Source organism: Amycolatopsis vancoresmycina (assembly GCF_000716785.1).
Lineage (GTDB): Bacteria > Actinomycetota > Actinomycetes > Mycobacteriales > Pseudonocardiaceae > Amycolatopsis > Amycolatopsis vancoresmycina.
Window position 1 is genome coordinate 508232 of the sequence record NZ_JNYY01000002.1, and the last position, 20084, is coordinate 528315.

Annotated in this window: 19 protein-coding genes and 1 tRNA gene; 14 read left to right on the forward strand and 6 right to left on the reverse strand. The window is 70.1% G+C overall.

Annotated elements, in window-relative coordinates; all coding sequences use genetic code 11:
- Window positions 1–108: 108 nt before the first annotated feature.
- Genes OO60_RS07915 through OO60_RS07925 form a run of 3 tightly spaced genes read left to right on the forward strand, consistent with a single transcriptional unit; the run spans window position 109 to window position 2128 of the window.
- Window positions 109–459 carry a YciI family protein gene (locus OO60_RS07915; protein WP_003058095.1) on the forward strand — a complete coding sequence of 117 codons (351 nt, stop codon included), beginning with the start codon at window positions 109–111 and terminating at the stop codon, window positions 457–459.
- The gene (locus OO60_RS07920; protein WP_003058098.1) at window positions 456–1679 is read left to right on the forward strand and encodes an RNA polymerase sigma factor; all 1224 of its coding nucleotides are present in this window, start codon (window positions 456–458) and stop codon (window positions 1677–1679) included. The genes OO60_RS07915 and OO60_RS07920 overlap by 4 nt, the downstream gene beginning before the upstream one ends.
- A gap of 56 nt (window positions 1680–1735) precedes the next feature.
- Window positions 1736–2128 carry a nuclear transport factor 2 family protein gene (locus OO60_RS07925; RefSeq protein WP_003058100.1) on the forward strand — a complete coding sequence of 131 codons (393 nt, stop codon included), beginning with the start codon at window positions 1736–1738 and terminating at the stop codon, window positions 2126–2128.
- 50 nt (window positions 2129–2178) lie between these two features.
- Here OO60_RS07925 and OO60_RS07930 read toward each other — a convergent pair.
- Window positions 2179–2249: transfer RNA gene (locus tag OO60_RS07930), tRNA-Gly, on the reverse strand.
- A gap of 109 nt (window positions 2250–2358) precedes the next feature.
- On the opposite strand from OO60_RS07930, the gene OO60_RS07935 reads away from it, so the two are divergent.
- Window positions 2359–3552: an oxygenase MpaB family protein gene (locus tag OO60_RS07935; protein ID WP_003058104.1), complete on the forward strand. Its 1194-nt coding sequence runs from the start codon at window positions 2359–2361 to the stop codon at window positions 3550–3552.
- Window positions 3553–3574: 22 nt separating this feature from the next.
- Window positions 3575–4156, forward strand: coding sequence for a dCTP deaminase (gene dcd, locus OO60_RS07940; protein ID WP_003058109.1), 582 nt, complete (start codon window positions 3575–3577; stop codon window positions 4154–4156).
- A gap of 36 nt (window positions 4157–4192) precedes the next feature.
- Here the strand turns inward: dcd and OO60_RS07945 are convergent, their stop codons facing one another.
- Complete coding sequence (locus OO60_RS07945) at window positions 4193–5386, reverse strand: FAD-dependent oxidoreductase (RefSeq protein WP_003058112.1); 1194 nt, start codon at window positions 5384–5386, stop codon at window positions 4193–4195.
- A gap of 73 nt (window positions 5387–5459) precedes the next feature.
- On the opposite strand from OO60_RS07945, the gene OO60_RS07950 reads away from it, so the two are divergent.
- The 3 genes from OO60_RS07950 (at window position 5460) to OO60_RS07960 (ending at window position 11229) form a co-directional block, all read left to right on the forward strand.
- Window positions 5460–5930, forward strand: coding sequence for a MarR family transcriptional regulator (locus OO60_RS07950; protein WP_003058114.1), 471 nt, complete (start codon window positions 5460–5462; stop codon window positions 5928–5930).
- 66 nt (window positions 5931–5996) lie between these two features.
- Window positions 5997–10382 (forward strand): DUF7507 domain-containing protein, encoded by a 4386-nt coding sequence (locus tag OO60_RS07955; RefSeq protein WP_003058117.1) that lies wholly within the window; start codon window positions 5997–5999, stop codon window positions 10380–10382.
- A 145-nt stretch (window positions 10383–10527) separates the two neighbouring features.
- The gene (locus OO60_RS07960) at window positions 10528–11229 is read left to right on the forward strand and encodes a CAP domain-containing protein (protein ID WP_003058120.1); all 702 of its coding nucleotides are present in this window, start codon (window positions 10528–10530) and stop codon (window positions 11227–11229) included.
- On the opposite strand, the gene OO60_RS07965 is transcribed toward OO60_RS07960, so the two are convergent.
- Together OO60_RS07965 and OO60_RS07970 are read right to left on the reverse strand one after the other, a co-directional pair.
- The gene (locus OO60_RS07965) at window positions 11223–12245 is read right to left on the reverse strand and encodes a cation diffusion facilitator family transporter (RefSeq protein ID WP_003058123.1); all 1023 of its coding nucleotides are present in this window, start codon (window positions 12243–12245) and stop codon (window positions 11223–11225) included. The two genes, OO60_RS07960 and OO60_RS07965, sit on opposite strands and share 7 nt — an antisense overlap.
- 17 nt (window positions 12246–12262) lie before the next feature.
- Window positions 12263–12709: a DUF742 domain-containing protein gene (locus tag OO60_RS07970; RefSeq protein ID WP_003058126.1), complete on the reverse strand. Its 447-nt coding sequence runs from the start codon at window positions 12707–12709 to the stop codon at window positions 12263–12265.
- Between the two features lie 141 nt (window positions 12710–12850).
- Between OO60_RS07970 and OO60_RS46355 the strand changes: the two genes are divergently transcribed.
- On the forward strand, window positions 12851–13018 hold the full coding sequence (locus tag OO60_RS46355) for a hypothetical protein (RefSeq protein ID WP_155848815.1): 168 nt from the start codon (window positions 12851–12853) through the stop codon (window positions 13016–13018).
- 10 nt (window positions 13019–13028) lie between these two features.
- Here OO60_RS46355 and OO60_RS07975 read toward each other — a convergent pair whose 3' ends face one another.
- Complete coding sequence (locus tag OO60_RS07975; protein ID WP_003058128.1) at window positions 13029–15242, reverse strand: (Fe-S)-binding protein; 2214 nt, start codon at window positions 15240–15242, stop codon at window positions 13029–13031.
- A 152-nt stretch (window positions 15243–15394) separates the two neighbouring features.
- Between OO60_RS07975 and OO60_RS07980 the strand changes: the two genes are divergently transcribed.
- Genes OO60_RS07980 through OO60_RS07990 form a run of 3 tightly spaced genes read left to right on the forward strand, consistent with a single transcriptional unit; the run spans window position 15395 to window position 16740 of the window.
- Window positions 15395–15724 carry a DMT family transporter gene (locus OO60_RS07980; protein ID WP_003058130.1) on the forward strand — a complete coding sequence of 110 codons (330 nt, stop codon included), beginning with the start codon at window positions 15395–15397 and terminating at the stop codon, window positions 15722–15724.
- Window positions 15721–16281, forward strand: a complete 561-nt coding sequence (locus OO60_RS07985; protein ID WP_003058132.1) for a TetR/AcrR family transcriptional regulator — start codon at window positions 15721–15723, stop codon at window positions 16279–16281. The genes OO60_RS07980 and OO60_RS07985 overlap by 4 nt, the downstream gene beginning before the upstream one ends.
- Before the next feature lie 21 nt (window positions 16282–16302).
- Entirely contained in the window at window positions 16303–16740 is a 438-nt protein-coding gene (locus OO60_RS07990; protein ID WP_003058134.1) for a GNAT family N-acetyltransferase, read from the forward strand.
- Window positions 16741–16789: 49 nt separating this feature from the next.
- Here the strand turns inward: OO60_RS07990 and OO60_RS07995 are convergent, their stop codons facing one another.
- Complete coding sequence (locus tag OO60_RS07995; RefSeq protein ID WP_003058138.1) at window positions 16790–17323, reverse strand: YbhB/YbcL family Raf kinase inhibitor-like protein; 534 nt, start codon at window positions 17321–17323, stop codon at window positions 16790–16792.
- A gap of 174 nt (window positions 17324–17497) precedes the next feature.
- Here OO60_RS07995 and OO60_RS08000 point away from each other — a divergent pair, with 174 nt between their 5' ends.
- Window positions 17498–18268 carry a DUF4097 family beta strand repeat-containing protein gene (locus OO60_RS08000; RefSeq protein ID WP_003058141.1) on the forward strand — a complete coding sequence of 257 codons (771 nt, stop codon included), beginning with the start codon at window positions 17498–17500 and terminating at the stop codon, window positions 18266–18268.
- A gap of 330 nt (window positions 18269–18598) precedes the next feature.
- Window positions 18599–20041 (forward strand): alpha/beta hydrolase, encoded by a 1443-nt coding sequence (locus OO60_RS08005; RefSeq protein ID WP_003058143.1) that lies wholly within the window; start codon window positions 18599–18601, stop codon window positions 20039–20041.
- The last annotated feature ends 43 nt before the right edge of the window (window positions 20042–20084 follow it).

Consider the following 20084-nt stretch of genomic DNA (forward strand, 5'->3'; position numbering starts at 1 on the left):
CTGCCCGCCGGACTTTCTGCCCGGCAAGTGTCCCGGCGCGGTCCGGCCCGTTCGTCCTTACAGTGAGAACCGGCGATCGGCGCCGGCCAGGACCTGTGAGGAGCAGCCATGCCCCAGTACGCCGCGATCATCTACGCCTCCGACGTCGACCCGACCCGGCCCGAAGCCGCCGACATGATGAAGGACTACGACGAGTTCGGCGCCGGCGCCCGCGCGGTGATCCGCGGCGGCGCGGCCCTGTACCCGACGGCGACCGCGACGACGGTCCGCGTCACCGGCGGCAAGGGCGGCGACATCGTCACCAGCGACGGCCCTTACGCGGAGACGAAGGAAGCGCTCACCGGCTTCTACCTGATCGAATGCGCGGACCTCGACGAAGCCGTCAAGGTCGCGGCGCAGATCCCGGGCGCCTGGGACGGCGCCATCGAGGTCCGGCCGGTCGTCGACTTCGGCCAGTGACCGGCGCCGGGGACGCGGTCGCGCGGCTGGTCCGGGACGAGGGCACCCGGGTACTGGCCACGCTGGTCCGCGTCACCGGCAGCGTCGACCTGGCTGAAGACGCGGTGCAGGACGCCGTCGTGCGTGCGCTCGAGACGTGGCCGCGCGACGGCGTCCCGGGCAATCCGCGCGGCTGGCTGCTGGTCGCGGCCCGCCGCCGCGCGGTGGACGTGGTCCGCCGCGAGGCGAAGCGGCTCGGGAAGGAGGCGGACGCGATGCCGGCCATCGACCCGTCCCCGGACCCGGTTTCGGTCCGCGACGACCTGCTGCGCCTGGTGTTCACGTGCTGCCACCCGGCGCTGTCGCTGGACGCGCAGGTGGCTTTGGCGCTCCGGACGTTGGGCGGGTTGTCGACTGCGGAAGTCGCGCGCGGGTTGCTGGTCCCCGAAGCGACGATGGCGAAGCGGCTGACGCGGGCGAAGCAGAAGATCGCCACTGCCCGTATCCCGTACCGGGTGCCCTCGGCGGAGGAGCTCCCCGCCCGCTTGGCCGGCGTGGCGTCGACGGTGTACCTGATCTTCAACGAGGGCTACACGGGCCGCGCCACGCTCGCCGAGGAGGGCGTCCGCCTGGCCCGGTTGCTGGTGTCCCTGATGCCGGACGAGCCGACGGCGCTGGGGCTGCTGGCGCTGGTGTTGCTGCAGGACGCCCGCCGCCCCGCACGGTTCCTCCCGGACGGCTCGCCGGCGTTGCTTTCGTTGCAGGACCGTGCGTTGTGGGACGGGTCGCTGATCAAGGAAGGCGTCGAGCTGGCGGGCCGCGGGCTGCGCCGCACACCGGAGGTCCCGAACGCGTACGTGGTCCAGGCGGCGATCGCGGCGTGCCACGACCTGGCACCGTCCTACGCGGAGACGAACTGGGACGCGGTGATTTCCTGGTACGACGTGCTGTTGACGGTCCAGGACACCCCGGTGGTGCGGCTGAACCGCGCGGCGGCGGTGGCGGAACGCGACGGCCCGGCGGCGGGGTTGGCGCTGGTGGACGCGTTGCCGGGGTTGACGGAGTACGCGTGGTGGCACGCATCGCGGGCGGAGTTGTTGCACCGCTTGGGTTCCGCGTCGGCCTTTGTCGCGTTGGAACGCGCGGAGGAGACCGGCCTGCCCGCTGCCCATGTGGCACATTTGCGGCACCGGTTGGAATCACGGTTTTCCTTGCCACACGGTGAAAAACCGGGGCCTTGACCGTGGTCCGGACGGGCGCGTTCGATGGACGCACGCCCTATCCGAGGAGGCCGACCATGGCCGAACACCAGAACGCCACGCTCATCCGCCGGGGCTACGAGGCATTTTCCACAGGCGACATCGCCACGCTGACGGAACTCCTGGCACCGGACGCCGTCCAGCACATGCCCGGCCACAACGTGTTCTCCGGCGACCACAAAGGCCGCGACGCGATCCTGACCATGTACGGCCAGCTGGCCGAACGCAGCGGCGGGACGTTGAAGGTCGAGCTGGAGGAGGTCTACGCGAACGACGAGGAAGTCGTCACCGTGTACCACTCGACCGGAAGCCGCAATGGAAAACAATTGGACACGCGCCACGCGCTGGTTTTCCGCATGCGCGACGGCAAGGCCATGGAACTGACGGACGTTTCCGGCGACGAAGCCGCCGACGACAATTTCTGGGCCTGAATCGTAAAATCGAAAGGCCCCGGACTGCGAGCCCGGGGCCTTTCGGTGAGAGCGGATGACGGGAATCGAACCCGCGTATTCAGCTTGGGAAGCTGATGTTCTACCATTGAACTACATCCGCAGTGCGTCGTCAGCATACACGGCACCGCGATCCCCTTGTCCAGGACCCTCCTTCTTGACTCGTGCGCATCAAGTGACAACACTTGTTGTCGACTCCGGAGGTGACTGTCATGGACGAGCCCGAGCTGTTCCGGCAAGGCGGGTTCCGGCTGGCCCAGCGGCTGTTCATCGAAGGTGACATCCGGGGTGACGAGCGGCAGGTCGCCCGGTTGCGGGAGTTCGCCCAGGTTCAGGACCGGCTCGCGGACGACGTCGTCGCCTGGATGGGGCAGCAGCCCAAGGGGCACGGGCGGCGGCTCTTCGAGGACGCGCTCACCGGTGGGGCCCGGGTTGCCGGGCCGCTCGAGGACTTCTTCGACCAGGTCGATGCCAAGCCCTACTGGGTCGACGACGAGCGGCTCGAGCGTGGCGCCAAGGCCATCACGCGGGCCGGGTTGCTGGGGCTCTTTCCGCTCGGTGACATGTCGCTGATGGGCGGTTACCTCGCCTCGCGGGCCACGAAGTCGCTGGTCGGGACCGGTGAGATCGAGCACAAGGCCACGCGGCGGCTCGTCGAGACCGCCGCCTGGTGGATCGACGTCACCACGCCCGGTGCCCTCAAGCACGGGGAGAAGGGGTACGCCGCCGCGCTGCGGATTCGGCTTGTGCACGCCCATGTGCGGGCCGCCATGAACCGGCGGGAGGACTGGGACTACGCCGCCTGGGATCGGCCCGTCAACCAGGTTCAGACCGCCGGGACGCTGCTGCTCTTCTCGCTCGTCTACGTCTTCGGCACGCAGCTGCTCGGCCTGCGCTACTCCGCCCGGGAACGCGGTGACATCCTGCACCTCTGGCGGTACATCGGCTGGCTCATGGGCGTCGACGACGAACTGCTGCCGACCTCCGAAGAGGACGCCTGGCGGCTGCTGTGGCTGCTCGCCGCCACCGAATTCATCCCCGACGACGACTCGAAGCGGCTCGCCAAGGCGCTGATCGAGGCCAACGCCGCCGTCGGCGAGGGGCGCGGGGCCGTCGGGAAGGTGCTTTCGCACGTCTCCGTCGCCGTGCACTCGTCGATCAGCCGGCTCGTGCTCGGGAAGGCCAACGCCGACTTCCTCGGGCTGCCGAACGACCCCGTCGCGCAGGCCGCGATCGTCGCCGTCGCGGGGGTCAACTTCGCCGCCGAGACCGTGCGGCGGTTCATTCCCGGGGCCACCGCGCTGCAGGAACGGATCGGGCAGGCCGGGCGGCGCGGGTACGTGAAGCGGCTCGAGAAGCTCTTCGCGCCCGACACCACCTACGCGCAGCACATGCGGGCCGCCTGAGCCCACCGGATAGGCTTCGGCCGTGCTGCTCAGTGACCGTGACCTCCGCAAAGAGCTCGACGCCGGCCGGCTCGGCATCGACCCCTTCGATGCCGGCATGGTCCAGCCGTCCAGCATCGATGTCCGGCTCGACCGGTTCTTCCGCGTCTTCGACAACAGCAAGTACACCCACATCGACCCGCAGCTGCAGCAGGACGAGCTCACCTCCCTGGTCGAAAAGGAGGGCGACGAGCCCTTCGTGCTGCACCCGGGCGAGTTCGTGCTCGGGTCGACGTTCGAGCTCGTCACCCTGGCCGACGACCTGGCCGGCCGGCTCGAAGGCAAGTCGTCGCTGGGGCGGCTCGGGCTGCTCACGCACTCGACCGCCGGGTTCATCGACCCCGGCTTCTCCGGGCACATCACCCTCGAGCTGTCGAACGTCGCGAACCTGCCGATCACGCTCTGGCCCGGCATGAAGATCGGCCAGCTGTGCATCTTCCGGCTCTCCAGCTCGGCCGAGCACCCGTACGGCTCCAGCGAGGCCGGATCCCGCTACCAGGGGCAGCGCGGCCCGACCCCGAGCCGGGCGTACAAGAACTTCCACCGCGTCGACACCTGGCGGTAGTGGATTCGCCCTCGGCGGGAAGAAGTACCTCGGGCGCTAGGCCGCGACCTTCTCGTCCCAGTCGATGTGGTGGTTCCACATGAAGGCGTTCGGGTCCTCGTCGAACGGCTTCGAGAAGAACCGCTTGATGAAGAAGTCGCGGACGACGCGCCCGACCGGGCCGATCACCTTGTCGTCGCCGTTGCGCTTGCCGGCCGCGACCACGGCCTCCACGCGCTCGCGGCGCAGACCCTCGTACGTGGCGAGCGCGCGCTCGAGGTCCGGCACGTCGCGGAGGCATTTGCCCAGCGTGACGGCGTCTTCGATGGCCATCGAGGCGCCCTGGCCCGCCGCCGGTGACGTCGCGTGCGCCGCGTCGCCGATGATCACCATGCGGCCGCGGTGCCAGACCGGGACGGTCGGGAAGTCGTACGTCGCCCAGGCCGGGTAGATCCGGCGGGTCGCGCGGATGATCTCGGTGGCCGGCGTCCGGTCGCGGGCCACCAGGTCCAGCAGCTCTTTCCGCAGGGTTTCGCCGGCGAGCGCGGCCAGTTCGGACGCGGTCGGCTCGGTCTTGCGGGCCGGGTTCGCGAACCACCAGACGCGGCCGTCCGGGCTGACGACGTGGCAGAAGAACACGCGCTTGCCGAACACCATGTTCAGCACGCCGGGCTCGTCGGGCAGGTCCAGTCCCTCGGCGAACCCGCCGGTGTTAAGCAGCCGGACGTACCGCGGCGACGGCGCGTCCGGATCGATGATCGTGCGGACCCGCGAGCGGAGACCGTCGGCGCCGATCAGGAGGTCGCCCTCCGCGTGCGAACCGTCCGCGAATTCCGCGGTGACGTGCGTGCCCGGCTGGCTCGCGCCGGTCAGGCGCTTGCCGTATTCGACGCGGATGCCACGCCGCGCGGCCTCGTCGCGCAAGGCGACGTAGAGGTCGGAGCGCAGCACGGTCTGGCTGACCGTCCCGTCCGGGAGGGTGCCGCCCAGGGAGAAGGCGGCCAGGCGGGTGCCGTCGCCGAGCCCGATCGACATCCGCGGCGAGTCGAAGCCCACGCTGCGGACCACGTCCTTCAGCCCGAGCGGGCCCAGCGCGTCCAGGCCGTTGACCGCCAGCGTGAGGAACGCGCCGACGCCTTCGGAGTCGTGGCCGTACGCCTCGAACACCACTGGCTCGTGCCCGGCTTCGTGCAGGGCGATGGCCGTGATCGTGCCCGCGATGCCGCCCCCGATGATCAGTGCCCGTGTCATGTCGTTCGTCCCCTCGAATCTCTTAGAAAGTAATTCGTTCTATCGAACTAAAGAGTGGGCTAGGCTGGTAGCCGTGTCAAGCGAGCGAGCGAAACTGGTCGAAGAGGTCCTGCTCCGGTCGCGGGAGCTGTCGACGGAGACGGTCATGTTCCACACCGCGATCGCCGAGACCCGCGGCTTGTCGGCGGTGGAGACGAAGGTCCTGGACTACCTCGCCCGGTTCGGCTCGCAGACGCCGAAGGACCTGGCGCGGCTGTCGGGCCTCGCACCCGCGTCGGTGACGGCGATGATCGACCGGCTCGAGCGCAAGGGCATCGTCAACCGCGAGCGCCACCCCGACGACCGGCGCAAGATCCTCATCGCCCTCGACCTGCGGTCCATCGCGGACGGCGTGCACCTGTGGGACCACCTCGTCAAGGGCATGCACGAGCTCTGCGACCGCTACACCGACGACGAACTCCGGACGGTCATCGGGTTCGTCCAGGCCGCCACCGCCCTCACCCACGAGTCGACGGCGAAGCTGACGGCCTCCACGAAAGAGTGAGTTTGGCGGCGTGAAACCGGGTCTCGTGCCACGCTCCCAAGGTCGTCTCGGCCCCGGAGGTGGCTGTTGCCCGAAAGACCGCTGCGCCTGGTTCTGGTACTGGCACTGGTCTTCCTGGCCTCGGCCGTGGTGCCGTCGGCGGGCGCGGCCGTCGCCCCGCCGTTCGCGGTCGGGTACGACGACGTCGTCTACGGCGACTTCCTGTACGCGGGCAACGGCGTACTGCGCTGCCCGGTGGCCGCCGACCACGCACCGGCCGGCGGCGCGGTCGGCACGCCCGCGGCGTGCGCGAACACCGCGGACCGCAAGGACATCCTGGTCAACGACGACTTCTTCATGCAGTGGGCGGACGTCGACGCCGACCCCGGCACGTTCGACTCGGCGCGCTCCTCGGTGAGCATTCCGCCGGGCGCGCACATCGCCTTCGCCCGGCTGAACTGGGCGGGCAGCACCGCCTGCGGTTCCTCGGCGGTCCCACCGGCGGGGACACCCGCGAAGCAGGACGTCCGGCTTACGGTGGGCAGCGCGAAGCCCGCCGACGTCGCACCCGCGGGGTACGCCGAAGACGCGGGTTACTACTCGGCCCACGCCGACGTGACCGGCCGGTTCGCGGCTGCCGCGGGCACGCTCGACGTCACGGTCGGGAACGTCTGGGCGCCCCAGGGCTTCGACTGCGTCGGCGGCTGGTCGATCGTGCTGGTCTACGCCTACCCCGAACGCAACCCCGACTTCGCGCCGGAGAAGCGCAAGGTCGTCGTGTACGACGGGCACGTCCGGCAGCCGGCCGGCGCCCCGCCGTCGGAGACGACGATCACCGGCTTCCGCGCGGCAGCCGCCGACGCGCACCTCGGCGTCACGGCCTACGACGGCGACTGGGGTACCTCCGGCGACCAGTTCCTGATCGACGGCACCCCGGCCGCCGAGCCCGCGACCGGCGGCACGTCGAACTTCTTCGTGTCCAACGCCGACAACGCGGCCGCACCGGCCGCGAAGAACAACTTCAGCGTCGACGCGAAGGCGTTCAACGTCGACAGCATCCCCGCCGGCGCGACAAGCACCAAGCTCGCCTTCGTCACCAGCGGCGACGCGTTCCTCGCGCAGAACCTCGCGTTCTCCGTGCCGGTACCCGAAGTCCGGATCGCCATCCGCGCGACCCAGCCCAGGGCGCACGCCGGTGAGCCGGTGACGTTCGCGGTCGTCGTGACCAACCCCGGCCGCGTCCCGGCGGCCGACGTGCGGGTCACCGACGACGCGGTGCCGGCCTGCGCCAAACCGCTCGGCACGCTGGCCCCCGGCCAGACGGTGACCTACACCTGCACCGGAACCGCACCACCCGACGACTTCACGAACACCGCGCAGGCAACGGGCACCAGCGCGCTCGGCGACCACCTGAACGGCGTGGCCGCCGCCCACGTCGACGTCGTGCACCCGGCCCTCGGCCTCACGAAGACCGCCGACCGCCCGGCTTACCGCGCCGGCGAAGCCGCGACGTTCACGATCAAGGCGACGAACACCGGCGACACCGGCCTCGGCGACCTGCGCGTGACCGACCCGAAGACGCCGTCCTGCACCCTCACCGGAGCGCTCGCGCCAGGCGAAAGCCGCACGACGACGTGCACGGCGAAGGCGCCGATCGCCGACGGCGTCAACACGGCGAACGCCGTGGCCGCCGACGAGCTCGGCAAGCAGGTCACGGCCACCGCCGACGCCCCCGCGCCGACGATCGCGCCCGCGATCGAGGTCACCAAGACCGCGGACCCGCCGGTGATCCACCCGGGCGACACCGTCACCTGGACGATCGCCGTCCACAACACCGGCGACAGCCCCCTTGCCCCGGTGCAGATCACCGACGACACGACGGCATCGTGCGCGCGCACCATCGCCGGCCTGGCCGCGGGCGCGACGCAGGCGTACACGTGCACGGCGAACCCGTCCCGGACGACGACGTCCCAGGCGACCGCTACCGGCACCGACCTGGCCGGCCGGCCCGTGACCGCCACCGCGTCGGCCACCGTCACGGTGATCACGCCGGCCCTGACGCTCACCGCGGACGCCTCACCCGGCATCGCCCACGCCGGCGACCCGATCACGTACACGATCACCGTCGCCAACGCCGGCGACGCACCGCTGACGGACGCCGCCGTCACCGACGACACCGTCCCGGCGTGCGCGAAGCCGTTGGGCACGCTCGCGCCCGCTCAGGCGATCACCTACCAGTGCACCGTACCGGCCCCGGCGGACGACGTGGCCACGACGGCCATCGCCACCGGCAAGGACCAGCTCGGCCGCGTGGTGAAGGTGACGGACGACGCCACGGTCGACGTCATCCACCCGGCGGTGGCGTTGACCACGCGCGCCACACCCGCGCAGGTCCGCGAAGGCGACAAGGTGACGTTCGCCGTGCTGGTCGAGAACACCGGCGACGTGCCCCTCGCGGGCGTCGCGGTGACGGGCGACCAGGTGGCCGCGTGCGCGAAGCAGCTGGGTGCGCTCCAGCCGAAGGCGCAGCAGGCGTTCGAGTGCACGACGGTCGCAGGCGCTACGGGCTTCGCGAACAAGCCGACGGTGACGGGCACCGATCCCACGGGCCGCCCGGTGAAGGCGGCGGCCGAAGCAGCGTTCGCGGTGCAGCACCCGGCAGTCGCGATCACGGCGGCCGTCCCGGGCGGCCCGGTCCGCGAGGGCGACAAGGTGCCGTTCCGGATCACCGTCCACAACACCGGCGACGTGCCCTTGACCGGCCTCCGGCTCACGGACGCCACCCGGCGGGACACCGGCTGCGCCCAGACCATCGACGGTCCGCTCGACCCCGGCGGCACCAACGAGACCACCTGCACCACCACGGCCCCGGCCGACGACGTCACCAGCACCTTCCGGCTCGTCGCCACCCCACCGGTCGGCCCGGACGTCATCGCCTCCGCCACCGCGACCGTCGACGTCATCCACCCGGCCATCACGGTCACCAGGACCGCCACACCAGGAACAGTCCGCGCGGGCGACACCGTCACCTCGACGATCACCGTCACCAACACCGGCGACAGCGCGCTCCAAGACGTCGCCGTAGCCGACCCGATCGCCTCGGCCTGCACGAAGAACCTCGGCCGCCTGGAGCCGCAGGCGAAACAGACCTACAGCTGCACGCAGACCGCCGGCGACACCGACTTCGCCGCCGTCGCGAAAGCCACCGGCACCGACGCCACGAACCGTCCGGTGACCGCCACCGCCGGGGTCCCGGTCGACGTCATCCACCCCGCGGTCACGATCACCAACGACGCCACGCCCGCGCAAGTCCGGCAAGGCGACACCGTGACGTTCACGCTCGTCGTCACGAACACCGGCGATGTCCCGCTGACCAACGTCTCCAGTGTGGACAGCAGCATCCCGGCGTGCGCTCACACCATCGGCACCCTCCTTCCCGGCGCCCGGCAGCGCCACTCCTGCAAGGTAGACGCCGGCACCGACAGTTTCGTGAGCTCCGCCACCGCAACCGCAACCGATCCGACGAATCGCCAGGTCACCGCGACCGACGACGCGTCGTACACCGTGCTGCACCCGGGCCTCGCGATCGCCCAGGACGTCCACGGCGGTCCTTTCCGCCCGGGCGACACCGTCACCACCACCGTCACGGTCACCAACACCGGCGACAGCCCGCTGACCGCCGTCGAGGTGAAAACGCCCTGCGCCAGGACCTTCGACGAGCTGAAGCCCGGTGCGAGAACCCAGTTCGACTGCACGACGACCGCCCCCGCCGACGACGTCGTCAGCACGGCCAACGCCACGGCGGCCCCGCCGATCGGCCCGCCGCTCGTGGCGAGCGACGCCCACAAGATCGACGTCATCCACCCAGCCGTACAGGTCACCGTGGACGCCAAACCCGGGATGGTCCGCGCGGGCGACGACATCACCTTTACCATCACTGCGCGCAACACCGGCGACGTCCCGCTGACCGCGGTGTCCGTTGTGGACAGACAAGCCGCCTGCGCGAACGGGTTCGGCACCCTGCCGCCCGGCGCGGCGAAGTCCTACACCTGCACCCGCAAAGCACCCGACGACGACTTCGAGCAAACCGCCGGGATCAGCGGAACCGATCCGACCGGTCGCACGGTGCAATCGACCGGTAACGCAAATGTGGATGTCGTCCACCCCGAGATCGCCGTGATGAAAGACGCCTTCCCGTACGAAGTCCGGGAAGGCGACACCGTCACCTTTTCGATTCTGGTCAAGAACACCGGCGACGTGCCGCTCACCGGCGTCACGGTCGCCGACGACCACACGCCGTCCTGCGCGCACACCGCGCCGGAACTGGCCGTGGACGCGGAAATTTCGTACACGTGCACAACGGTCGCCGGCAAAGTTGGCTTCACGGGCAAAGCAACCGTCTCCGGTCAAGACCCGACCCACCGTCCGGTGAGTGCCTGGGCCGAAGCGACATTCGTCGTCCGAATAGGCTGAATGGAGTAACGTGGAAGCGTCCGATTGCGGCGAATTCCGCGCCTGTCGCCGACGGGAAATGTGACCAGTGCGTTCGTAGGGTTCTCGTCGTAATCGTCCCGTGATACGTTCCTGCGCCGTGTCCCCCATTGGTGAACGTGCTCACGTGGTGATGGTGTCACTCAGTGTGCTGCTCGGCGTTTTTTCCGCCGCGGCCGGCACCTGGATGGCCACCGCGGAAGGAAACACCGCCGAGCTCGGCGCCGCGGCCCTGGTGCTGCCCAACGCGCCCGCCGGAGCCGGCAGCGGCAGCGGCACCGACCTCGCGGGCGGGAAGGTCCAGACCACCACCCCTGGTCAGCCGGCCGCGCCCGCTTCCGAGGCCCCCGCCCCGACGACGTCCTCCGCGGCGCCCACGCCCACCGAGACGTCCGCGGCCCCGGCGCCCACGACTTCGGAGGCCCCGCCGCCCAGCACCAAGCCCGCCGCTCGCGTCGCCCCCTCGACCGCCGCCCAGGTCCTCGCGCTGGTCAACGACGAGCGTGCGAAGGCGGGCTGCGACCCGCTGACCGAGGAATCCCACCTGACGAAGGCCGCCCAGGACTACAGCGACGAGATGTCGGCCGGGAACTTCTTCTCCCACACCAGCCAGGACGGCACGACGTTCGACCAGCGCATCAAGCAGGCCGGCTACGCGAAGCCGGGCGCGGAGAACATCGCGAAGGGGCAGACGTCGGCCGCGCAGGTGATGGATGCCTGGATGAACTCCGAGGGCCACCGCGCGAACATCCTCAACTGCTCGCTCAAGAAGCTCGGCGTCGGCGTCACCACGGCCGGCTGGTACTGGGTGCAGGACTTCGGCTACTGAGGCGACCGGAAGTTGCTCCACCGCTCGGCGACGTCGCCGTACCGCGCCAGCACCGTCGCCCGCAGTTCCGGATCCGACCGCGGCACCGGCTCGATGAACACCTCGGTGACGTCGTGGAACTGCTCCGTCAGCTCGGACGCGAGCCGCACGCACGCGCGTTCCAGATCGGCGGCGCCGAGCGAGTCGTCGAAGTCCACCCGGGTGCAGACGAGCACCTGGTCGGTGCCCATCAGCATGGTCTGCAGGTCCACGACGGCCTCGATCTCGGGCGCGCCGGAGAGGTGGTCGCGGATGGCGCGGACCAGCCGCGGGTGCGCCTGCCGGCCGACGAGCAGGCCGCGGTTGGTCCGGCCGAGCAGGTAGGCGACGCAGGCGAGCAGCAGGCCGATGGCGATCGACGCGACGCCGTCCCAGATCTCCGAGCCGGTGAGCTGGTGCAGCCCGATGCCGCCGAACGCGAGGAGCAGGCCGATCAGCGCGGCCGAGTCCTCGAACAGGACGGTCTTCGGCGTCGGATCGTCGATCAGCCGCAGGTACGTCCCCAGAGACTGGTTCTCGGCCTTCGATTCGCGCACGACCTGGCGCACGGCCTGCACCCACGACGTGCCTTCGAGCAGGAACGCGACGGCCAGGACGATGTAGCTCAGCGGTGACGTGCTCTGCGCCTCGCCGTGCCCGAAGAGCGTCGAGACGCCTTCGTACAGCGCGAACATCGCGCCCGAGGCGAAGATCGACACGGCGGCGAGCAGGGACCAGAAGTAGCGCTCCTTGCCGTAGCCGAAGGGGTGCACGCGGTCGGCCGGGCGCGCCGAGCGCTTCAGCGCCGTCAGCAGCAGGACCTCGGTGATCGTGTCGGCCACCGAGTGCGCCGCTTCCGACAGCATCGCGCCCGAGCCGGTGATGATGCCCGCGATCAGCTTCATCACGGCGATCGCCAGGTTCACCCCGCCGGCGAGCAGGACGGTCAGGGTGCTTTCGCCACCGGAGCCACCGGAGTTCGCGGATTCCTCGCTCACTCCTGTGAGCGTAATGCTCAGAGGCGCCGCAGGCCGTGCAGAACGCGTTCCATGAGCGCCACCGCGGGACGGCCGTCGGAGCTGGTGCGGCTGTCGTGGATGGTGACCAGGCCCTGCTCGGCCATGTCGTCCAGCAGCACGCGGACGACGCCGAGCGGCACGCTCAGGTTGGCCGCGACTTCGGCGACCGAGCGCGGCTGGTGGCAGAGCGTGCGCACCGAGCGGAACTCACCGGTCAGCCGGGCGCCGTTCCAGTGCGCGCCGGCGCGCGTCGAGACCATCGCTTCGATCGCGAGGTGGCGCCGCGACTGCGTCCGGCCGCGCGTCAGGACGTACGGGCGGACGAGCGTCCGCTGGGTGGGAACGGGGTCCTGGCCGACGGGCGCCGGAAACCGGCCGTCCACGTCGTCCGGGGCGGTGCGGAGAGCGTGCCGTCCGGTGGTCGTCCGCCGGTCCTCGCGCATCCGTGCCGCCCCCTGATTCCGTGATCGTCAATGGTGCCCTCGCTGGCAACGGCGGCGGCGAGGAAAGGCCAGGATACGCCGCTTGTCCAGGGTTCAGGCCGTCGTTTGTCCTTCACCTGATGGGCCATTTCGGTGATTATCATGAACATTTTTCAAGAAAACGATTACCGCGACGAAGCCGCAGCTAGTGAGCTTGCAGGAAGGGACAAACTTGTGACAACGGGTAGTGGAATGGCTACCGCATTGCGGATCTTCGAGGACACGAAAAACGGCCCCGATCAGGACTTCCTGATCGGGGCCGCGGTGTGAAAGTTTCGCGTCACTCCTCCGCGAGCGACGGCGCGCCGAGGGCGATCGGCTTCGGTTCCGGCTTGCGCTTGACCGACTCCAGCAGCATCTGCGCGACGTCGACGATCTCGACCTTCTCGCTCGCGCTGCCGTCGGCCTGGCGGGCCGTGAGGCCGTCGTTCAGCATCACCTTGCAGAACGGGCAGCCGGTGGCGATCTTCGACGGCGCGGTACCGAGCGCCTCGTCGACGCGCTCGACGTTGATCCGCTTGCCGATCTTCTCTTCCATCCACATCCGTGCGCCGCCCGCGCCGCAGCACATCGACTTGTCGCCGTGCCGCGGCATCTCGCGCAGCTGCGCGCCGGTCGCGCCGACCAGCTCGCGCGGCGCCTCGTAGACCTTGTTGTGGCGGCCGAGGTAGCACGGGTCGTGGTAGGTGACGTCCTCGGCGACCGGCGCCACCGGCACCAGCTGCTTCTCACGCACCAGGCGGTTCAGCAGCTGCGTGTGGTGCACGACGTCGAACTGGCCGCCCAGCTCCGGGTACTCGTTGGCGAGGGTGTTGAAGCAGTGCGCGCAGGTCACGACGACCTTGCGGGCCTTGCGCTCGCGGCCCTCGAACACCGAGTTCAGCACCTCGACGTTCTGCTGGGCCAGCATCTGGAACAGGAACTCGTTGCCGGCGCGGCGGGCCGGGTCACCGGTGCAGGACTCTTCCGAGCCGAGCACGGTGTACTTGACGCCCGCCATGTGCAGCAGTTCGGCGACCGCGCGGGTCGTCTTCTTCGCGCGGTCCTCGAACGCACCCGCGCAGCCGACCCAGAACAGGTACTCGGCGTCGCCGAGGTCGCCGTCGAACACCGGCACCTCGAAGTCGAGGTCCTCGGTCCAGGCTAGCCGGTCCTTGGCGTTCTGGCCCCACGGGTTGCCCTTGTTCTCCAGGTTCTTGAACATGCCGTTCAGCTCGCTGGGGAACGCCGACTCGATCATCACCTGGTAGCGGCGCATGTCGACGATGTGGTCGACGTGCTCGATGTCGACCGGGCACTGCTCGACGCAGGCACCGCAGCTGGTGCAGGACCACAGGACGTCGGGGTCGATGACGCCGCCGTCGTCGCCGATCAGGGCCTTCTGCGACTCGGCGATCGCGAGGACGTCGATCCCCGCGTACATGTTGTCGCCGGACAGGCCGACCTCGTCGCCCGCCATGTCGCGCTTGCCGCCGGCCATCAGGTACGGCGCCTTCGCGTAGGCGTGGTCACGCAGCTGCGTGATGACCAGCTTCGGCGACAGCGGCTTGCCCGTGTTCCACGCCGGGCACTGCTCCTGGCAGCGGCCGCACTCGGTGCACGTCGAGAAGTCCAGCCAGCCCTTCCAGCTGAAGTCCTCGATCTTGCCGACGCCGAAGGTGTCCTCGTCGGGGTCGGCTTCCTCGAGGTCGAGGACCTTGCCGCCGCTCATCATCGGCTTGAGCGCGCCGAGGGCGACACCGCCGTCGGCCTCGCGCTTGAAGTAGATGTTGAAGAACGCGCTGAACCGGTGCCACGCGATGCCCATGGTCATCGTGCGCGCGACGACGATCAGCCAGACCGTGGCGCTCATCAGCTTGACGAACGCGAAGACCGTCACCAGGTTCGGGCTGGCCGGCAGCAGCTGGCCGATCGGGTTCGAGACGAAGGACGCCCACAGCGGCCCTTCGTGGGTGTTCAGCGCGGACTTCGCGGCGCGGACGCCGATGATGCCGATGCCTTCGATCAGGACGACGGCCTCGATGAAGTACGCCCACTTGAAGTTGGAGCCGGCGAAGCGGCTCTGGCGGTCGGCGCGGCGCGGGTGGTTGCGCTGGCGGATCGCCATCAGCACCAGGATGCCGACGATCGTGCCGAGCCCGAGCAGCTCCATGAGCAGCTGGAACGGCGGGAAGTCGTCGAGGATCGGCCAGCCCCAGGTCGGGACGAAGACCTCGCCGTACGCCTCGAACAGGGCGAGCGAACCCAGCAGGAAGCCCCACATGACGAGCCAGTGGGCCGGGCCGACGCTGCGCTTGCGGTTCATCCGCGTGTGCGCGGCGAACTCCTTGATCAGCGTCTTCATGCGCGGCCAGAACGGCCCGTTGCGCGTCGAGTCGGGCTGTCCGAGGCGGATCACCCGCACGAAACGGGCGATCGTCGCGGCGAACATGCCCCAGGCGACGAGGCCGAGCACGACGGAGAGCCCGCCGAGCGTCAGTTGGAGAGCGCCCATCGTTCGGGTGCCTTTCGTCCGGAAAAACTGTGGTGGTGCCGGGAGACTAACCGTCCTTACTGATGAGTAACCCGTTGAGTGGCCCTAAGTCCCACCGATGTGGTGTACGTCGCTCTTTGTTTTGGGACGATCGTTCAGGTACTTTTCACCCTATGGGTGCGTACCTGCTCCTCGCGCTGGCGATCGCCGCCGAGGTCTCCGCGACGGTCTCGTTGAAGCTCTCCGAGGGCTTCTCCAAGCTCGGGCCGTCCATCGTCGTGGTGATCGGGTACGCCGTCGCGTTCGTCGCGCTGTCGTACGTGCTGAAGCTGGGGTTGCCGATCGGGGTCGCGTACGCGATCTGGGCCGCGGCCGGCGTCGCACTCGTCGCGATCATCGGGGTCGTGTTCCTGAAGGAGCCGGTCAACGCGGCCATGATCGCCGGGCTCGCGCTGGTCATCGGCGGGGTCGTGCTGATCGAGATCGGGAGCGCATCGACGTGAAACTGCAGGTCGACGGCCGTAAAGCGCGTGGCGACAAGCGGCGCAAGGAGATCATCGAGGCCACGCTGCGGGTCATCGAGCGCGACGGCGTCGCGGGCGTCACCCACCGGACCGTCGCGGCCGAGGCCGGCGTGCCGACGACGTCCACGACCTACCACTTCTCGTCCCTGGACGACCTCCTGATCGCCACGCTCATCTCGTGCGCGCGCGACATGGCGACCGAGGTCTACTGGATGATCGACCGCGCCCGGTCACGTGGTTCGCGCGGCGCCGAGGAGGTCGCCGGCCTGCTCGCCGAGGCGCTGGGGCCGCGGCGCGGGCGCACGATGGCGGAATACGAGCTGTACCTGCTGGCCGCGCGCAAGCCCGAGCTGCGCCCGGCCGCGCGGCGCTGGCTGGACGTCCTGACGTCGATGGTCCGCCACGACGACGAAGTCGCGTTCCGGGTCTTCCTCGCCGGCATCGACGGGCTGCTCATCCAGGGTCTGATCGACGACGAGCCGCCGTCGGCCGAGGAGCTCCGGCCGGTGGTGGACTACCTGCTGAAACCGCGTTGACGGCTGCCTTAGTTTCGGATCATGCGGACTTTTGGCGACTACGAACTCGACGACGACCGCGCACGGCTGGACCTCGACGTGGTGTGGAAGTTCCTCTCCACCGAGGCGTACTGGGGCCGCTGGCGCACGCGTGAGCAGGTCGAAGCCGCGATCGGCGGCTCGTGGCGGGTCGTCGGCGCCTACCGCGGCGGTGAGCAGGTCGGGTTCGCCCGCGCGTTCTCCGACGGCGTCTCCTCCGCCTACCTCGCCGACGTCTTCGTGGTCGACTCCGCGCGGGGCAGCGGGCTCGGCAAGGAGATCGTGCGCGAGATGATCGACAACGGTCCGGGCGCGCAGTTCCGGTGGATGCTCCACACCGCCGACGCGCACGGGCTGTACCGGCAGTTCGGCTTCGCCGAGCACACCCGCGGGCACTACCTCGAGCGCGAAGGGCCCAACTCGGCGAACTTCGTCGGCTGACGGGCCCGGCGCCGTTGCCGATCCGCAACGGCGCCGGGCCCCGGAAAGCTCAGCCCTTGTTCTCGTACACCGGCGTGAGCACCGCGCGGGCCAGCGTGTGCCCGAACATGTTGAAGCCGAGGAACGCCGGTGTCGCGTCCTCCGGCACGTCCAGCTTGTCCAGATCCAGGGCGTGCACCGCGAAGAAGTAGCGGTGCGGGCCGTGCCCGGGCGGGGGCGCCGCGCCGAGGAACTGCTTGACGCCGCCGTCGCCCTTCAGCGTCACCGCGCCTTCGGGGAGACCGGAGCCGTCACCCGCGCCGGACGCCAGCTCCGTCACCGAAGCCGGGATGTTGAACACCGCCCAGTGCCAGAAGCCGCTGCCGGTGGGGGCGTCCGGGTCGTAGCAGGTGACGGCGAAGCTCTTCGTCCCAGCCGGGAAGCCCTCCCACGCCAGGTGCGGGGAACGGTCCTCGCCGCCGGCGCCGAAGATGCCGGACAAATGGGGCGTGGCCAGGGTTTCGCCGTCGGCGACGTCGGTGCTGCGCAGGGTGAACGACGGCACGTCGGGCAGGGATTCGTAGGGGCCGGGTGCGTGCGGCATGGATCCTCCTGATCACGGAACTGGAGCCTGGGGCCAGGCTAGGCCCCGGGCCCCTCCCGCGCGTCTCAGGGAGGGATCTCAGGGTCTTTCGGGGGGTTACCCCCATGTACGGCCCGCCCACCCGGTCATAACGTTTCTCACGCAGGGGAAACAACACTGAGGGGACCAACGAGCATGGCGCGCCCGCTTCTGGCTCTGGGAGGCATCGTCCTGATCGGCGTCGGCCTGGCGACCGCGTTCGGGTGGGGCTGGGGTTCGGATTTCGAGAACTCCGGCACCGTTTCGCAGGCCATCCGCAGCGTGAAGCTGGAGGGCGACTCGGGATCGGTGAAGATCCGCTCCGGCTCGGGCCCGTCGACCGTGCACGAGACGGTCAGTTACCACTGGCGGAGCAAGCCGAGCGGGCCCTTCTACCGCGTCGACGGCGACCAGCTGGTGCTCGGCGCGTGCGGCGTGAACTGCTCGGTCGACTTCGACGTCGTCGTGCCGCCGGGGGTGCCGGTGACCGGGAACGTCGACTCCGGTGGTCTGGACATCGCCGGGGTGTCGAGCGTCGACGTCCACGCCGATTCCGGGCACGCCCGCGTCGAAGACGTCTCCGGTGCGGTGACACTGCGCCTGGACAGCGGCTCGATCGACCTGCGCAACGTCGGGGCGGTGCAGCTGCACAGCGACTCCGGCAGCATCACCGGCGATAAGGTGCGCGGGCCGGTCGACGTCACGTCGTCCAGCGGCAGCGTCGAGTTCACCCTGGCCCAGGCCAACGACGTGAAGGTGAACGCCGACAGCGGCAGCATCGAGCTGACCGTGCCGGGCGGGCCGTACCGCGTCCAGGGCGACAGCGACAGCGGGCACCGCGAAATCGACGTCCCGACCGACGGTTCGGCCCAGCACCTGCTGGACCTGACCACCGAAAGCGGCAGCGTCACGGTCCGCGCCGCCTGACCTCTTCTTCTTACTACGGGGGCTTTTCCGATGGGCAGGATCGAACGGCGCGTGCTGGTGGCCGCGCTGCTGGGGGCGATCGCGGCGTTCGGCGTCGTGGGGTTCGCGCGCGGGGAATCCGCGGAGACGCCGGCGCAGGGGGTGCCGGTCTCCGTGGATTCCCACTATCGAGTGACTTCCTGGGTTGGTACCCCGGCTGAAGTCGTTGTACAGCAAGGAAACTCCGATTCCTCCCGCGCTTCCCGGACCGGCCGCCGCTCCTGATTTGTCGGTGGTCGCTGTTAGGAAGGAAGCACGCCGAAGGCCGGCGTGCAGGGGAGGGAACGGATCATGGACATGCGCCGGATCGCCGCGGTCGTCGTGGCGGTCGTGGTCATGGTGGCGGTACCGGCCGTCGCTTCCGCGTCGGTTCTGACGTGGCGACCGTGTGCCACGCAGCAGGAGCCGACGGCGGAGTGCGCGACGGTCGAGGTGCCGATCGACCGTGCGCGACCGGAACTGGGGTCGGCGCAGCTGGCGCTGGCGCGGCTGCCCGCGCTCGATCCCGCCCAGCGGATCGGGTCGCTGCTGGTGAACCCGGGCGGGCCGGGCGGGTCCGGCGTCGGGTTCGTGCAGTTCGGCGGGCTGGGCTCACCGGACCTGGGTGCGCTGCGGCAGCGGTTCGACGTCGTGGGGTTCGACCCCCGCGGCGACTGGTTCAGCGAGCCCCGCATCACGTGCGACGCGGCGACGCTGTTCGACCCGGCGCTGAACCGGTTCCCCTCGACGCGGACGGGATTCGACGCGCTGGTGGCGCACAACCGGAAAGCGGGCGAGGACTGCCTGGCCCGGACCGGGCCGCTGCTGGCGAACGCGGACACGCAGAGCGCGGCCGAGGACATCGAGACGATCCGGGCCGCGCTCGGCGAGTCCCGGATTTCCTGGCTGGGCCTCTCCTACGGGACCGAGCTGGGCGCGGTCTACGCGTCGAAGCACCCGGACCGGGTGCGGACGATGGTGCTCGACGGCGCGGTCGACCACGCGCGGCCGTTGCGCCAGGCGATCCTCGAGGAGGCCGCGGCCACCGAGGACGCACTGGTCCGGTTCGCGGACTGGTGCCGGAGCTCGGCCGGTTGCGCCCTGCACGGGCAGGACGTCCTCCGGTTCTACGACGACGTCGTGGCCCGGGCGGCTCGCGGCACGATCTGGTCGGGTGACCTGGGCCGTCCCGCGACGGCCGACGAAGTCTCGGCGGGCGTCTACAACCACCTCTACATCCGGGACGAATGGCCGGCTTTGGGCAAGGCACTGGCCGCGGCCGGCGGGGAGTTTCCGGACGCGCGGGGGCTGACCGAGCGGAACCAGTTCCTGACCCCGATCTACGGCGCCTACCGGGCGATCGGCTGCCACGACTTCCCGTCGCCGTTCACCGGGCCCGCGGACATGGGCTTCATGGCGGGGCTCCTCCGCGCGGCGGCGCCACACAGCTGGCGGTACTCGGAGTACTGGGACCTCACGAGCGGGTGCACGGGCTGGCCGGTCCGGCCGAAGAACCCACCACAACCGCACCCGGTCCACGGAGCTCCACCGATCCTGGTCGTGGGCGGCGCCCACGACCCGGCGACCCCACTGGCGTGGGCCCGCGGCCTGGCGGCGAGCATCGACGGCTCGGCGCTGCTGGTCCGTGCTGATGACGGGCACACGGGGATGTTCAACTCCGCCTGCGCTCGGGCGGCGGAGGTGAGGTACCTGGTGAGCGGGGTCGTGCCCGGGCGTGGGGCGGTGTGCCGGTGAGGTGCTGAGGCGGGACCATCCGTCGGGGCCGGGGGGCCGGGGG

Bases quoted from the DNA above. Each gene is read 5' to 3' on its own strand.
- OO60_RS07915 (WP_003058095.1), top strand. From the start codon at position 109: ATGCCCCAGTACGCCGCGATCATCTACGCCTCCGACGTCGACCCGACC.
- OO60_RS07925 (WP_003058100.1), top strand. From the start codon at position 1,736: ATGGCCGAACACCAGAACGCCACGCTCATCCGCCGGGGCTACGAGGCA.
- OO60_RS07935 (WP_003058104.1), top strand. From the start codon at position 2,359: ATGGACGAGCCCGAGCTGTTCCGGCAAGGCGGGTTCCGGCTGGCCCAG.
- OO60_RS07945 (WP_003058112.1), bottom strand. From the start codon at position 5,386: ATGACACGGGCACTGATCATCGGGGGCGGCATCGCGGGCACGATCACG.
- OO60_RS07970 (WP_003058126.1), bottom strand. From the start codon at position 12,709: ATGCGCGAGGACCGGCGGACGACCACCGGACGGCACGCTCTCCGCACC.
- OO60_RS46355 (WP_155848815.1), top strand. From the start codon at position 12,851: ATGAACATTTTTCAAGAAAACGATTACCGCGACGAAGCCGCAGCTAGT.
- OO60_RS07975 (WP_003058128.1), bottom strand. From the start codon at position 15,242: ATGGGCGCTCTCCAACTGACGCTCGGCGGGCTCTCCGTCGTGCTCGGC.
- OO60_RS07980 (WP_003058130.1), top strand. From the start codon at position 15,395: ATGGGTGCGTACCTGCTCCTCGCGCTGGCGATCGCCGCCGAGGTCTCC.
- OO60_RS07990 (WP_003058134.1), top strand. From the start codon at position 16,303: ATGCGGACTTTTGGCGACTACGAACTCGACGACGACCGCGCACGGCTG.
- OO60_RS07995 (WP_003058138.1), bottom strand. From the start codon at position 17,323: ATGCCGCACGCACCCGGCCCCTACGAATCCCTGCCCGACGTGCCGTCG.
- OO60_RS08000 (WP_003058141.1), top strand. From the start codon at position 17,498: ATGGCGCGCCCGCTTCTGGCTCTGGGAGGCATCGTCCTGATCGGCGTC.
- OO60_RS08005 (WP_003058143.1), top strand. From the start codon at position 18,599: ATGGACATGCGCCGGATCGCCGCGGTCGTCGTGGCGGTCGTGGTCATG.